This is a genomic window from uncultured Campylobacter sp. (assembly GCF_938045625.1).
Lineage (GTDB): Bacteria > Campylobacterota > Campylobacteria > Campylobacterales > Campylobacteraceae > Campylobacter_A.
Genome location: NZ_CALIAV010000046.1, coordinates 19935 through 34623, shown reverse-complemented (window position 1 = coordinate 34623; position 14689 = coordinate 19935). Strand labels below are relative to the sequence as shown.

Genomic DNA, 14689 nt, shown 5'->3' with positions numbered 1-14689 from the left:
TTAACGGCATGGACGGGCTAAATTTAGACGAGGCTACGGGCGTAAATTTGAAAGCTAGCAAAAATAGCGCGAAAGCGGAAAATCAAAATTTGTGCAACGCAAATTTGACGGACACTGTCGAAACCGCATGTAAAAAGGCCTGTAGCGGCGAGCAAAATTTAAACACAAACGGCGCAAAAATCGAGCTTGTCGGCGAAATCTACGTCGGACGCGGCGCGCTAAAGCTAAAAAGCTTTTTGGCGGCTTGTCCGCTAGAAGTTAAAGGCAAAAACGCCCTAGACGTCGGATCAAGCACGGGCGGATTCGTGCAAATTTTACTTCAAAACGGCGTAAAAAGCGTTACCGCGCTAGACGTGGGTAGCTCGCAGTTGGATGAAAGTTTGCGAACCGACTCGCGAGTGATAGTAGTCGAAAATACCGACGTGCGCGAATTTGCGGCTGGGTTTAAAAACCAGGGTGCAGACGGCAAATTTGACGGCGCGGAGCAAAATTTAAAAAACCAAATCGAGCCGAATTTTAATCCCGGCAAATCAAATTTTGCCGAGCGGGACGGATTTTTAAGCGAGCCTTGCGAATTAGCTTTTTTGCCGTCAAATTTAACGCAGGCTGGAGCCAGGACGGACGAGTCAAATTTGGCTGGCGTAGATTTCGCAGCAAAAAACCAAAACGCCAAATTTGACTCCCACGCCGCCAAAAACGTCGCACGCAAATTTGATCTCATCACCTGCGACGTGAGCTTCATCTCGCTTAAAGAGATTTTGCCATCCATCGACGCGCTAGCTGGCAAAAACTGCGATATTATCCTGCTTTTTAAGCCGCAGTTTGAGGTCGGCAGGACGGCCAAGCGAAATAAAAAAGGCGTCGTAACGGACGCAAAAGCCGTGTGCGAGGCGAGGGCGAAATTTGAGCTTGCGGCGGCAAATTTGGGTTGGGTAATGCGCCAAACGCGCGAATGCGAGGTAAAAGGAAAGGAAGGAAATGCCGAGTTTTTCTACGCTTTTAACAAAAGATAATATCACGGCCGTCGCGATCGGGCACTTTGACGGCGTGCATCGCGGCCACAAGCAGCTTTTAAAGCAGCTGGGCGAGTACGGCGGACTAGTCGTGATTGATAAAAACAAAGCCAACATCACGCCAAAGCTAAAGCGCGCCGAGTACTCGAGCTATCCGTGTTTTTTGTATGATTTTGACAGCATAAAAGGGCTTGGCGGCGATGAGTTTATCGCACTTTTGAAGCGGGATTTTAAAAATCTGCAAAAAATCGTCGTGGGATTTGATTTTCGTTTTGGGCGAAATAGGGCGTGGGATAAGCATGATTTGCGGCGTATTTTTGACGGCGAGGTGGTCGTAGTGGACGAGGTTTACTTTGACGGTATGGGCGTGCATAGCTCAGCCATACGCGAGTATATCAAACAAGGCGAGATCTACAAGGCAAACCGCCTACTAGGCCGCGAATACTCAATCGAAGGCCGCGTGATAAAGGGGCAGGGCATCGGATCGCGCGAGCTCGTGCCGACGCTAAATTTGGATATCAAAAGCTATCTTTTGCCGCGCGAGGGCGTCTATGCTACGAGGACTCGCATCGGTTACAAGACCTACGGCTCGGTTACCTTTATCGGCAACCGCGTGAGTACGGATGGCAACTTTAGTGTCGAGACGCACGTGCTAAACGAAAATATCGAGGGCGCCCGCGACGTTGCGGTTTGCTTTATCAAGCGACTGCGCGACAACCGCAAATTTGAAAGTCTAGAGGAGCTAAAAGGGCAGATCGGGACCGACATCAAGCAGGCTATGGAGTTCGTCGGCGTGTGCGATCTCTACGTCGTGGGCGACGCTACGCCTCAAAGGAGCGAGCCGTGAAAGACGAAATCTTTAAAGAGCCGATAAAAAAGCAGTTTGAATTTGACGCGAGCGTGGCGTCGGTGTTCGACGATATGATCGGGCGCTCGGTGCCGTATTATGCGGCTTCGCAAAAGCTGATCGCCGATTTTTTGGCTCAAATTTTACCGCATGGCGCAAGCGCGGTAGATCTTGGCTGCTCGACCGCCTCGACGCTACTAACTCTTTGGCGCAAGAGAAACGACCTCTCGCTAAAAGGCGTGGATAATGCGCCTGCCATGCTGCAAAACGCGCGCGCCAAGATAGAGGCGTACGGCGCTAAGATCGAGCTTGAGCTGGCAGATATTTTAGAGTGCGAATTTGACGCGCAGGACGCCGTTTTGATGAACTACACGCTGCAGTTTATCCGCCCGCCTAAGCGTCAGGATTTCGTAGCTAAAATTTACCGCTCGCTAAATGATGGCGGCGTGTTCGTTTTTAGCGAGAAGCTGATATTTGAGGATAAGACGCTGAGCAAAAATATGATCGAAATCTACGAAAAATACAAGCTCGAACAGGGCTACTCGCGCTACGAAATCGCGCAAAAACGCGAGGCGCTAGAAAACGTGCTGATCCCCTACACCGAAGCGGAAAATAGAAATTTGGCGCTTAATTCGGGGTTTAAAAATGTGGAGTGCATATTTAGGTGGGCGAATTTTGCGACGTTTGTTGCTTTTAAATAACGGCTTGTCTCGCGAGCGTCTTTAACGGAGCTAGTAAAAATTTAGCTCGATAGACTACATGTCTTATCTTCGCTAAATTTTTACGTCACAACCCTTAAATCCATCTCGCGATACTTCGCCTTATCGTTTTACGTTCAAATTTGCAAATTTGAGTCGCCGAGATCCGCACCCTAAAAATGCTAAAATTTAAAGCTCTATACAAAGAAATCAAAGCTGTAACCTCAAATTTAACTAATCCAAATTTAGCGTCTTAAAGGCGCAAGTCTCGGTGCGTAAAATTTAGAAATATCTCCATGCAAAAAATATGATTTTCGCTTCGCTTGTAAAAAATATATAAATTTTACCTTAAGAAATATTTTTCTAAGGCTAAAGTGTGTAAAATAGTCGCAAATTTTTGAAAAAGCTCGCAAAAAGAGTGAAATTTATACGCAAAATGCGGATTTTGAGAGTAAAATCAGAAAAATTATTTGAAAGGAAGTTAAATGAAAACTACATCTTTGGCATTAGCCGGGTTGCTTTTTACGTCTGCGCTGGGCGCAAAGGAGTTCGTATCTATCGGTACGGGAGCGATGACGGGCACGTATTATCCGGTCGGCGGAGCGATATGTCGCCTCGTAAATAAAGATCCGCAGATGAAATGCTCTGTGCAATCAACCGGCGGCTCCGTCTATAACGTAAATAACGTGCTAAAAAAAGAGCTAAATTTCGGTTTCGTCCAAAGCGACGTGGTTTATGATAAATTTAACGGCGTGGGCAAATTTGACGGCAACGGCGATCAAAATCTGCGCGCCGTCGTCTCGATCTACCCTGAGCTTCTAGCCTTCGTCGTGTCAAAATCAAGCGGCATCGGCTCGATAAACGACCTCGAGGGCAAAGCGATCAACGTCGGCAACCCTGGTAGCGGTAACGAAATGACCGCGCTTGGCGTGTTTAAGGCATTTGGCTTTGACGAGAAAAAGCTAAAACATCACGGCGTACTTACTGCCGGCGAGTGCCCGCACGCGCTAAAAGATAAGAAAATCGACGGCTACTTCTACATGGTCGGCCACCCGACGGCCAACATCACCGACGCGGCAAACTCGCTACCTATCGACATCGTGAACATTGAGGGCGAGCAGGTGGATAAGATGATAGCTGCGATGCCGTATTTTGCCAAAGGTACGATACCAAAAGGTACTTATGAGGGTGTGGATCACGACGTAAACAGCATCGGCGTCAAAGCCGTACTAGTCACGGATAAAGGCATGAGCGATACCGCCGTGGCTGCGGTCGTAAAGGCAATTTTAGATAACTTTGACGAGTATAAGAGCCTGCATCCCGCACTTGCGGCGGTTACTAAAGAGAGCCTGATAGAGGGGCTTTCTGCACCTTTGCACCCAGCTGCCGAGGCCGAGTTTAAAAAAGCCGGCATAATAAAATAAACCAGCTAAGCCGTGCAGGTTAAATTTGACTTGCGCGGCTTATTTTTCTTAAATTTAGGCTTGTTTTTGGTTTTTTTGAGGATTTAAAATTTGACGCTTTGCTAGCTTTTTGGCGGCGGTTTTTAAGCCGCTTGTAGGCGTCAAATTTTAGATTTGGCTCACGCGCGAGTTTTTGGCTAGTTTTGCTTGCTGTTTGGAAAGCCCGTATCTTTACGGTGCGAGGTTAAATTTATAAGCAAATTTTGAGGCGCTGGAAAAGTAGGTCAAATTTGAAAAACTAAAGTCCGGTTTACGCGGGCAAAATCGCCAAATTTTAGAAAAAATTTAAGAAGTCAAGAAAAGAGCAAATATGGATAAAAATCTAAACGATACACGAACAAATACCGAGTCGGCGCAGGAGAAGGAGGAGTTCGTCGAGGTAAAAACGCGCGAGATAAACTCGAGCTCTTATATATATTTCACGAGCATCATTTGCTTTGCGTGGTCGGTTTTTCAGCTTTATATTGCGTATTTTCCGATGAACACGACGATGTCGCGCTCGGCGCACCTTGCATTTGCTATTTGTCTGCTGTTTTTGCTCTATCCGCTCAAAATTCACAAAAAAGCCCACTCCAGCCTGCCGTTTTACGACATCGCGCTCTGTGTTGTGGGTACGCTAGCCGCACTCTATCCGCTTATAGAGTTTTATGCGCTAGCGCAGCGCCCCGGAGACTACACGAGCTTTGATATCGCCGTGTCCTGCGTCGCCGTGGTCGTGCTGTTTGAGGCGGGCCGCAGGATCATCGGCCCGGCGCTTCCTATCATCGCGGCGATATTTTTAGCGTATGATTATTTCGGCCAATACATGCCCGACATCATCGCGCATCAGGGCGCTAGCCTAAACAAGCTAGCCGGCCACATGTATCTTACGACCGAGGGCGTTTTTGGCGTGCCGCTAGGCGTTAGCGTGAGCTTTATCTATCTTTTCGTCTTATTTGGTTCGCTACTAGAGCGCGCGGGCGCTGGGCAATACTTTATAAATTTAGCCTTTGCGCTACTAGGTAAATTTCGCGGCGGACCGGCGAAGGCTTCCGTTATCGCGTCAGGACTAACCGGCATGGTGAGCGGCAGCTCCACGGCAAACGTCGTAACGGTGGGTACCTTTACGATCCCGCTGATGAAAAAGGCGGGACTAACTAGCACCAAAGCGGGCGCTATCGAGGTGGCTGCGGGCGTAAACGGTCAGCTGATGCCGCCTATCATGGGCGCGGCGGCCTTTATCATCGCCGAGTTTTTGGGCCTTAGCTATACAAACGTCATGATCGCGGCCGTGATTCCTGCATTTGTGTGCTATTTGTCGCTGTTTTTCATCGTGCACCTTGAGAGCTGTAAGCTCGGGCTAAAAGGGATGGAGCAGGGTACGGGCATATCTAAGCTTAAAATTTTTGTGAGCGGACTGCACTATCTTATCCCGATTTTGGTTTTGCTTTATACCTTGCTAATCGCAAACGAATCTCCGATCTCTGCGGCTTTCAACGCCATTTGCGTGCTGTTTTTGATCATCCTTTTTCAAGAGCCGGTTAAAAAAATGGCTCACGGCGAAGACGTCGGCAAAGAGGACTTCATCATCGGCTTTGCGGATATATTTTGGGCGATGGTGACGGCGGCTAAAAGCATGACGACGATCGCGATAGCTACGGGTCTAGCCGGCATCATCGTGGGCTCGATCTCGCTAACCGGCGTCGGTCAAGTACTCTCTGAAGTCGTGGAAAATTTAGCCGGAAACAACATCGTGCTCATCCTCTTTCTCACTGCGATAATGTCGCTGATACTGGGCATGGGCTTGCCGACGACGGCAAACTACATCGTCGTTAGCTCGCTGGTCGCGCCTGTGATTTTGTTTTTGGCGCACAAAAACGGCTTTCTCATACCGGCCATCGCCGTGCATCTTTTCGTCTTTTACTTCGGTATCCTAGCCGACGATACGCCTCCGGTCGGCATAGCGGCATACGCTGCGGCTGGTATCGCCAAGGCAAACCCAGTAACCGTGGGCGTACAAGGCTTTTTCTATGACCTGCGCACGACGATTTTGCCGTTTTCTTTCGTGTTTAACAACAAGCTGCTTTTGATAGAGAGCGTAAACGCCGCCAATCCAAACGACGCAAAAGGCATCGTGTGGATAACAAATCCGCTCGAGATGGCGCTGATTTTCGGTACGGCGCTAGTGGGTATGTTTGCCTTTTCTTCGGCGCTTCAGGGGTATTTCGTTAAACGCGTAAGCATGCTCGAGCGCGCGCTACTTTTATGCGTAGTGCCGCTAACCTTGGTGCCTAATATGTGCGCTAAATATATCCCGTTTATTGCGAACGAATACGTTTCTTACGCGATCGGCGTTTCGCTTTACGCGGCGTTATTTGCATTTCAATGGATACAAAATAAAGCGGAAAAGAGAGTCGGCGTAGGCGCTTAGAGCCTGCGCTTTCTCGGCCTGCTGATTACTCTCTCGTAAATTTTAAAAGCTTTCGTTTTGGAAGTAGTGTATAGAAAAGATAAATTTGGGTTAAATTTAATTGCTAAATTTAACCCGAGTAAGGAAAATTAAAGTCTTTTTGAGCGTTTTAAATCGCTTGCAAATTGGCATCCGAGGCTATCGCCTATCTTGCACGCTTTTTCAAAAAGCGCGTAAGCTTCTTTAAATTTTTTCTCCTCTAGCAGATACGATCCCGCAGTCGCGCATGAAAAGCCATCGCCAAGCTCGCAGCCCTTATTTAGCAGCGCACGCGCCTTTTCTTTATCGCTTGATACGTATATGCCGCCAGCACCCGAGCAGGCCTCTTTAGAGCCTAGTTCGCAGCCTTTTTCGTATAGCTCAAGCGCTTTTTTGGTGTCAGGCAGGATATCTTTGCCCAGCTGATAAAGCGCGCCTAGTTTTGCGCAGGCTAGACCGTTGTTTGCGTCGCAGGCTGCTGCAAATTTCTCGCGAGCCGTTACAAATTTAGAGCTCTCGTAGGCCTTTACGCCGTCCTCAAAATCGCCGCCCAAAGCAAAAACCGCGGCAACTAGCATTAGAAGTTTTTTCATTATCTCCCTTTAAATTAAAAATATTCTATTTTAGCATATTTAAAATTATTTTTTGTTTAGCCGTTGTTCTCGCGTTTTAAAATCAGGCATCAGCCCTGCGATGAAGTCATAGAAGCTTTTTTGGTGGTGGGGGTAGATGAGGTGGGCTAGCTCGTGAAGCACGACGTATTCGACTAGTTCGGGAGCTTTTTCGATCAAATTTAGGCTTAAATTTATGTAGCCTTTGCGCGAGTTGCAGCTACCCCAGCGAGTGGTCATTTTGCGAACGACGACGCGGTTTATCTTGCGGTTTACAGCTGGAGCGAATTTAGCTATAAAATGCTCGTAAACACGCCTTGCAAAGGCTTTTTTGTAGTTTTCTAGCGCAGCTAAACTCGCAGCGTAAATTTCGCCGTCAAATTTACGCTCGTCCAAGCATTTAAATTTGGCCTCGTCAAGGTGCAAGTTAAATTTGCTAGCGTCAAATTTGCCCTCAGAGTTAGCGCCGTAAAGGTGCGGGTTTTGCCCGTCCGCGCTAAAATTTAAGCCGTTAAAAATCTCCGAATCGCTTGCAAAGCGTCTTAAATTTACGCCCTTTAAATTCGGCTCAAATTTGATGCGATAAACCTCGCCCAGTAGTCTAAACTCGTCCTCGCGCGGTAAATTTGATAGCGTCTTTTCGTGAGCTGATTTTAGCCATTTGTAGTGTTTTTGCACAAACTCTAGCGCATATTTTTGCGCGGCGTAAAAGGGCAGCGAGACCGAGATTTCGCCGGTTTTAGCGACCTTTAGCCTGGTTGTTTTGACGCCTTTTTTAAAATTTAGCGCGACGTCAAATTCGCCGCATTTTACGCAAACGGTTTTTACACGAGGCGTTTTGATTGCCATTTTCTGCTTCTCCAGCGCCAGGTATTTACGAGTCCGCGCAGCCACTCATCGGCGGTAAATCCGATCCAAACGCCGATGATCCCCATGCTTTGCACGATACCCAGATAGTATCCCAGCGGCAGGCTCACGCCCCACATAAACACCGCGCCAGTCATCAGCGGAAATTTAGCATCCCCGCTCGCGCGCAGGGCGTTTACGATAACGATGTTAAAGGTTCGCCCCGTTTCAAGCGCGATAGAAAGCGTAAAAAGCGGCAGCATGACGGCCTTTAGCTCCTCGGTCAAATTTAGCCGCTCCATGATTTCAAATTTGCCAAAATACGCCGCCAAAACGACCGCGAGAGTCGCGATAAAGCCGATACGAAGCGCGCGGAAAGTGCGCGAGTAGGCCTCGTCAAATCTCATCGCGCCGACTAGGTGGCCGACGATGACTTCGTTTGCCACGCTGATGCTGGCTCCGCAAAGCAGGATAAGAAGCGTGATCTGAAAGTAAATGGTCTGCACGTTTAGGCTGGCCTCGCCCATGCTCGCTACAAAGCCGAAAGCCACCATATACTGCGCCATCCAGAGTAAATTTTCGCCCGCGCTCGGAAGCCCGACGGATAAAATTTTACGCAAAATGGCAAACGGCAGGCTAAATAGACGTTTAAAGAAAATATTAACTTTCGCGTAGCGGGTCAGGATCAAAAATAGCACGATAACGCCCACTAGCCTTCCGACGACGGTCGAAACTGCGACGCCGTAAAGGCCGTAGTTTGGCAGTCCTAGCCAGCCAAAAAGCGCGATAGCATTACCGCAAAGGGTGATGACGTTCATGAGTAAGGAAACCAGCATGACGGCGGTAGCGAAGTTATAAACGCGAAGCACGGCTGCAAGCACCATGCCGATACCGTCAAAGGCTAATGCGATACCAAGCATATGCAAGTAGCCAAAGCTCTCGGCTCTTAGCTGCTCGGGGACGTTTAAAAGCTCTAAAATCTCAAATCCGAAAAAGTAAATAAAAACCGCGCTGCCAAGCCCGATGATCGTGTTAAACGTGATGCTAGCGTGTATGACGCGTTTGGCTAAATTTATATTTTTAGCACCCAGAGCTTGAGCTACTACGACCGAACAGCCCACGCTAAGGAAGCTAAAAATGGTCATAAATAGATCCATTATCTGATTGCCCGCACCCATGGCGCCGACTAGATGGACGCTGACTTTTGTCACCATATATGTGTTTATAATGAGCGTCACGAAGTGCAAAAACATATCTAAAAATATCGGGATAGTGAGCTTTTTGAGCGATAAATTCATAATTTCTCTTTTGTAACGTGGATTTTAAATAACGCGCGATTATACCCAAATATAAATTTAAAGCGTTTTAAGGCGGCGCGGCGCGTTTTTCCTGCGAGCAGGCATAATCTTTTTATTAGCTTAATCAAGTATAATTGAGAAAATTTAATCTAAACGGATATCAAATGCACAAAACAAATTTCACGTCACGCTGGGCGTTTATCATCGCTTGCGTGGGCTCGGCTATCGGTATGGCCAACGTCTGGGGGTTTCCTTATAAGGTCGGTACGAACGGCGGCGGCGCGTTTTTGCTCGTTTATCTGTTTTTTATCGCGATATTTTCCTACGTCGGGCTTTCTGCTGAGTACGCTATCGGCAGACGTGCTAAAACCGGTACGCTAGGCTCATACGAATACGCGTGGAAGAGCCGAAACTGGGGTACGTTCGGTAAAATTTTAGGCTGGATACCGCTAGCGGGCTCGATGTGTATCGCTATCGGCTACGCTGTCATCATCGCATACGTTTTAAAGGCTCTATTTCAGGCGATCACGGGCTCGCTGATGACGGTAGATACGAACACTTGGTTTGAGTCCTTTGCGCTTTCGTCCTACTCGGTCGTGCCGTTTCACTTTATCGTCGTTGCAGGCACGCTATTTACGCTATTTTTCGGCGCGCACAGTATCGAAAAGACAAACAAAATCATGATGCCGCTTTTTTTCGTGCTATTTTTTATCCTCGCTATCAGAGTGGCGTTTTTAGACGGGGCGTTTGGCGGGTATAAATTCGTCTTTCACAGCGACTGGGGCAAGCTCGCAGATCCTATGGTGTGGGTTGCGGCGATGGGTCAGGCCTTTTTCTCACTATCTATCACGGGTTCTGGTATGATCGTTTACGGCGCATATCTATCAAAGGACGAGGACGTCGTCGATAGCGCGCAAAAGACGGCGATCTTTGACACGATCGCGGCGATGACGGCGGCGCTAGTTATGCTGCCTGCGGTATTTGCTTACGGCATGGATCCTGCGGCGGGACCTGGGTTACTTTTCGTAACGCTGCCTAAAATTTTACAAGACATGCCGGGCGGTCAAATTTTCGCGATTATTTTATTTACGGCGGTAATTTTTGGCGGCGTGACCTCGCTGCAAAATATGTTCGAAGCAGTCGCCGAGTCGATAATGCACAAATTTCCTAGCCTAAAGCGCGGCGTCGTGCTGATCGCGCTTTGCATAATATGCTTTGGCATCGGCGTAAATATGGAAGCCATAACTAGCTGGGGACCGTGGATGGACTTTGTCTCGATCTATATCATCCCTATCGGCGCGGTGATCGGCGCGGTGTCGTGGTTTTGGGTCATCAAAAAAGAGGAGATCATGGATGAGATCAACACTGGCGCGGCAAAAAAGCAAGGCGCGTTTTGGTATTTTACGGGCAGATATATATACGTACCGATGGCGCTTACACTTTGTATCACCGCTCTTAGCATGCATATCTCGTTTTAAGGCTCGCGCGTGGCTCTAATCGACCTTATCGACGTTAGTAAAAAATTCGGTCCGAATGAAATTTTAAACAAAATAAGCCTCAGCGTAAACGAGCGCGAGCGTATCGCTATCATCGGCAAAAACGGTAGCGGCAAAAGTACGCTGATGAAGCTAGTCGCAGGCTCGCTAGAGCCTGATAGCGGCAGGCGTATACTGCAAGGCGGCGTAAAAGTAGAAATGCTCGCGCAAAATCCCAAATTTGACGATGCGGCGACGGTAAAAGACGCGCTAAATTTGGAGCTAAAAGAGATATTTGATGCGCGCGACGAGTATGCCACGGTACTAGAAGCGCTCGGCCGCGATCCGCATAACAAAGAGCTAAATGCGAGGCAAGACGAACTAATCAAATTTATCGAGGCGAAAGACGGCTGGCAGATCGAGCGCAAGATCGAGCGCGTGCTGGAGGAGTTTAAGCTAAAAGAGTACGAAAACCGCGCTGTCGCAAGCCTCAGCGGTGGCGAGATACGCCGCGTGGCTCTGGGTGCGCTGATACTTAAAAAGCCCGATATTTTGCTGCTTGACGAGCCTACGAACCACCTTGATGTTTATATGGTGAGATTTTTAGAGGATATGCTAAAAAGCTCGCGCCAGACTATAGTTTTTATCTCGCACGATCGCTACTTTATCGACGCGCTAGCAACTAGAAGCGTCGAGATCGAGGAGGGCGCGCTGGCGTCATTTGACGGCGGTTATGCAAACTATCTAGCTAAAAAAGAGGAAATCCTAGCCAGCCTAGCCAAATCTCACGAGACGTTGCTAAAACAACTAAAAGCCGAGGAGGAGTGGCTACGCAGAGGTGTCAAAGCGCGTCTAAAACGCAATGAAGGGCGCAAAGAGCGAGTGCTAGCCATGCGCGAGGAGGCGAAGAAAAATCCGGGCGTGATACGCCGCGTTAGGCTCGAGCTTGAGCGCGCGAGTAAAAATTTTAACCAAACGCAAAGCGTAAACCGCAAAAAAATGCTCTTTGAGATCAAGCAATTAAGCAAAAACATCGGCGGCAAGCAACTTTTTAGCGATTTTAACGCTAGAGTATTGCAAGGCGAGCGTATCGCGATAGTCGGACGAAACGGTAGCGGCAAAAGCACTCTTATTAAAATTTTACTCGGGCTTGAAAAGCCTAGTAGCGGCGAGATCAAGCGAGGCGAGGTGCGAGTAGGATACTTTGATCAGTCTCGAAGCGCACTAGATGACGATAAAAGCCTCATCGAGACCTTTTGCCCAAGCGGCGGCGATCATGTCATGGTGCGAGGGCGAAATATGCACGTTTACGGCTACCTTAAAAATTTCCTATTCCCGAAAGAATTCCTCGATAAACCCATCGGCGTGCTAAGCGGCGGCGAAAAAAACCGCGTGGCGCTCGCGCTGCTTTTTAGCAAGGAGTACGACGTGCTTGTGCTTGACGAGCCGACAAACGACCTGGATATCGCAACTATCAACATACTTGAGGACTACCTGCAAAGCTTTGAAGGCGCCATAATCATCGTGAGTCACGACCGATACTTCGTCGATAAGATCGCGCACAAACTCTGGGCATTTGAGGGCACGGCGATCGAGGTGCTACATCAAGAGTACAGCGTTTATCTCGAGCTAGAAGACGAGCTAAACGAGCTTGGTAAATTTGAAGCGAGCCTAGCAAGCGAAGCCGAGCAAGCACAAAAACAAAAGAGCAAAACCGGCGCGAAGCTAAGCTACAAGCAAACGCAAATTTTATCCTCGCATCCCGAAAAAATCGCCGTGCTGGAAGCTAAGATAAAAGAGCTAAACGCCGGCCTTAGCGATCCAAAAATCTATCAGCAAATCGGTCTAACCGCGCTTTATAACGACCTAGAAGCGGCTAAAAGCGAGCTTGAAACGTTAGAGAACGAATATTTTGAGGTCTTAGAAATCGCCGAAAATTTGGAGCAAATTTGAAAAAATTAACTAAAACAGGCAGGGTTAGCGCTCTAAATTTACGCACTATTAAGCGAGACGAGTTTATCGGCGCTAGTTTTGAGCTGGATGGGATTAAATTTAGCGGCGTTTTTTCTGCTGATTTTAGTCTGGAACAGGGCGACCTCGTGCGCGTAGAGTACGAAAGAGACGGCTTTATAAATAGAATAACCCTGCTTGAAACCCTGGCTAAAAATAGCGAAAACAAGAGCATGACGGCAAAAATTATAAACATTACGGTTTTTATCTCGCTGACGCTTCTTGCTCTTTGTATCGCGGGCGGAGCGATTTTTTCTTTAATTACGGGCAGATTTGAGATTCGCGATTTTACCGATATTATTCGGCTTATTTGCATTTGCTTCCTCGTTTGGTCGCTAGCTTACCATGCGATAGGAAAATTTAAAATTTTGAGGCATTTTGCGTAAAATTTGAGCTCGATAAACATCAGAGCTTCTAAAAATAGGCGGCACTTTGAAAGATAAAAAATTTATACTACTTTGCTTATTCGCGCTTTTTGCTGTGCTTTTTACGGTATTTTTCATGGTTTATGTCGCTAGCTATGAGGAGGAGAATGATTTTACTCAGATAGGTAACAGCGAATTTTACGCTACGCCGCAGGGTAAAATTTACGCGCTCATCCCAAGCGGAGGCAAATTTGAGCTAAAGGGCGTGCGGGCGGATAAATTTAGGGTTTTCGCGTCTGAGGGTTACCGCGGCCGAAACGTCGGCATGGGCGAAAACGCCGTCTACTGCGGCAATCTCGCGATGACCGGGCTAGATCCGGCTCGCACTATGGCGATTGGCAATGGATACTTTACGGACGGCGAGATTGGCTATTTTTGTAGCGACGTAGGCGAGAGAAACTACGAACTAGGAGCCTTTGCCGAGATGGTTCAAACTATGGCGTACGCGATATTTGGTGCTGATAAACCGCAAAGCTATATCTATAAGACCCAGCGCGTTTCTAGCGTAAATTTAGACCCTATTTTAGATTTCGGTTTCGCGGCGGAAAAAGCGGCTTTGGGCGGCGAAGGCGGCAAGGTATATTTTGAGGGTAAGCAGTTAGAGGGTGCAGACGCCAGGGGGCTAAGATACGTGCTAGACGCGCGCGGACGAGCTAGCGATTTTTACGTCACGGACGGGCGAAACGTATATTTTAAAAGCTCGCGTCTTGAGGTAAAATTTACCCCTGGGCTACACGAGGCGGCGTATTTTAACGGCGTGCACTATCTTTTGGAACCCGCTAGCGGCGTAGTTTATGCGGACGAGCACGAGTTTGCACCCGAATTTGCGCCTTATTCGCTACCCTTTGGCGTCTCCGGCGCGCACGCTTATCATCTACTTTTTCGCGGCAAGTGCGGGATTTATTTTTGGCAGCGTCATAGCGGCGGCGAAAGCGGCGAGCTAAAACGCGCGGCGGACGATCCTTTTGCGGGTGATATTTCGCCGCTTGCGGGTAGCGTTTTTATTAGCGGCGCTCACACTTATTTTGTGCAAAGCCGCGAAGTATGGCACAGAAATAAAAGCGGCAGGCATTTGGGCTCGCGCCATACCGAGCTTTTTAGGCTTGAAACCAGCGAGCAGTGGCGTAAAATAGGCCTTGTGCGTAACGGCGTATACGGCGCTGTTTATGCAAACGGCGATAAAATTTACTATTTTGACGCGCTTGGGACGGGGCAGCTCATAGACTCTAGCGTCTACGAGATCGCAGATACTGCCGCCATAGAGATCCTGACGCGGCCGTATGATCCGCGCGGTAAAAATCTGAGCAGCGAGGATATCCGCAAGATGATAAAAGATGAGCGGCTCATACCGGCGCAAGGCGAGCTAGTTTTTGAAGCGGTTACTAGTTATGACGGCGAGGAGAGGTATTATCTTTGGATATTTTTAGGGGTTGCGATTTTGGCTGCGATCGCGGGCAAAGCCTATGAGTATAAAAGCCGCGCAAAAGCGGTGGAAAACGAAGTCGCGACAAAACCTCGAGGCAAAGTAAAATTTAGACGGTAAATTTGCTTAAAACGCTCAAATTTGACGCTGTA

11 protein-coding genes and 1 pseudogene are annotated in these 14689 nt (G+C 48.2%); 9 read left to right on the top strand and 3 right to left on the bottom strand.

What is annotated here, in order from left to right; genetic code table 11:
* Nucleotides 1–167 precede the first annotated feature (167 nt).
* From Q0386_RS04275 to Q0386_RS04255, 5 genes and pseudogenes are all read left to right on the top strand, one after another.
* Nucleotides 168–1013 (top strand): annotated as a pseudogene (locus tag Q0386_RS04275) (SAM-dependent methyltransferase); the annotation flags it as partial.
* On the top strand, nt 979–1860 hold the full coding sequence (locus tag Q0386_RS04270; RefSeq protein ID WP_299027547.1) for a bifunctional riboflavin kinase/FAD synthetase: 882 nt from the start codon (nt 979–981) through the stop codon (nt 1858–1860). The pseudogene Q0386_RS04275 and the gene Q0386_RS04270, both read left to right, overlap by 35 nt.
* Nucleotides 1857–2561 carry a carboxy-S-adenosyl-L-methionine synthase CmoA gene (gene cmoA, locus Q0386_RS04265; RefSeq protein ID WP_299027544.1) on the top strand — a complete coding sequence of 235 codons (705 nt, stop codon included), beginning with the start codon at nt 1857–1859 and terminating at the stop codon, nt 2559–2561. Before Q0386_RS04270 ends, cmoA begins: the two co-directional genes overlap by 4 nt.
* Nucleotides 2562–3043: 482 nt before the next feature.
* Nucleotides 3044–3982 carry a TAXI family TRAP transporter solute-binding subunit gene (locus Q0386_RS04260; RefSeq protein WP_299027541.1) on the top strand — a complete coding sequence of 313 codons (939 nt, stop codon included), beginning with the start codon at nt 3044–3046 and terminating at the stop codon, nt 3980–3982.
* Between the two features lie 349 nt (nt 3983–4331).
* On the top strand, nt 4332–6431 hold the full coding sequence (locus Q0386_RS04255) for a TRAP transporter permease (RefSeq protein WP_299027538.1): 2100 nt from the start codon (nt 4332–4334) through the stop codon (nt 6429–6431).
* A 128-nt stretch (nt 6432–6559) separates the two neighbouring features.
* Here Q0386_RS04255 and Q0386_RS04250 read toward each other — a convergent pair whose 3' ends face one another.
* The 3 genes from Q0386_RS04250 to Q0386_RS04240 are packed head-to-tail and all read right to left on the bottom strand — an operon-like array spanning nt 6560 to nt 9204.
* A complete protein-coding gene (locus Q0386_RS04250; RefSeq protein ID WP_297936955.1) occupies nt 6560–7042 on the bottom strand; it encodes a tetratricopeptide repeat protein in 483 nt (160 codons plus the stop codon).
* Between the two features lie 45 nt (nt 7043–7087).
* Nucleotides 7088–7909 (bottom strand): M48 family metallopeptidase, encoded by an 822-nt coding sequence (locus Q0386_RS04245; RefSeq protein WP_299027535.1) that lies wholly within the window; start codon nt 7907–7909, stop codon nt 7088–7090.
* A complete protein-coding gene (locus tag Q0386_RS04240; protein ID WP_299027532.1) occupies nt 7885–9204 on the bottom strand; it encodes an MATE family efflux transporter in 1320 nt (439 codons plus the stop codon). The genes Q0386_RS04245 and Q0386_RS04240 overlap by 25 nt, the downstream gene beginning before the upstream one ends.
* Before the next feature lie 164 nt (nt 9205–9368).
* On the opposite strand from Q0386_RS04240, the gene Q0386_RS04235 reads away from it, so the two are divergent.
* From Q0386_RS04235 to Q0386_RS04220, 4 genes are read left to right on the top strand one after another with little or no spacing between them, the layout of a single operon-like run.
* Nucleotides 9369–10682 (top strand): sodium-dependent transporter, encoded by a 1314-nt coding sequence (locus Q0386_RS04235; RefSeq protein WP_299027529.1) that lies wholly within the window; start codon nt 9369–9371, stop codon nt 10680–10682.
* Between the two features lie 9 nt (nt 10683–10691).
* Nucleotides 10692–12632 (top strand): ribosomal protection-like ABC-F family protein, encoded by a 1941-nt coding sequence (gene abc-f, locus Q0386_RS04230; protein WP_299027527.1) that lies wholly within the window; start codon nt 10692–10694, stop codon nt 12630–12632.
* Entirely contained in the window at nt 12629–13075 is a 447-nt protein-coding gene (locus tag Q0386_RS04225; protein WP_299027524.1) for a hypothetical protein, read from the top strand. The genes abc-f and Q0386_RS04225 overlap by 4 nt, the downstream gene beginning before the upstream one ends.
* 46 nt (nt 13076–13121) lie before the next feature.
* Complete coding sequence (locus Q0386_RS04220) at nt 13122–14657, top strand: DKNYY domain-containing protein (protein WP_299027521.1); 1536 nt, start codon at nt 13122–13124, stop codon at nt 14655–14657.
* Nucleotides 14658–14689 lie beyond the last annotated feature (32 nt).

Bases quoted from the DNA above. Each gene is read 5' to 3' on its own strand.
- Q0386_RS04255 (WP_299027538.1), top strand. From the start codon at position 4,332: ATGGATAAAAATCTAAACGATACACGAACAAATACCGAGTCGGCGCAG.
- Q0386_RS04245 (WP_299027535.1), bottom strand. From the start codon at position 7,909: ATGGCAATCAAAACGCCTCGTGTAAAAACCGTTTGCGTAAAATGCGGC.
- Q0386_RS04235 (WP_299027529.1), top strand. From the start codon at position 9,369: ATGCACAAAACAAATTTCACGTCACGCTGGGCGTTTATCATCGCTTGC.
- Q0386_RS04270 (WP_299027547.1), top strand. From the start codon at position 979: ATGCCGAGTTTTTCTACGCTTTTAACAAAAGATAATATCACGGCCGTC.
- Q0386_RS04250 (WP_297936955.1), bottom strand. From the start codon at position 7,042: ATGAAAAAACTTCTAATGCTAGTTGCCGCGGTTTTTGCTTTGGGCGGC.
- Q0386_RS04260 (WP_299027541.1), top strand. From the start codon at position 3,044: ATGAAAACTACATCTTTGGCATTAGCCGGGTTGCTTTTTACGTCTGCG.
- Q0386_RS04240 (WP_299027532.1), bottom strand. From the start codon at position 9,204: ATGAATTTATCGCTCAAAAAGCTCACTATCCCGATATTTTTAGATATG.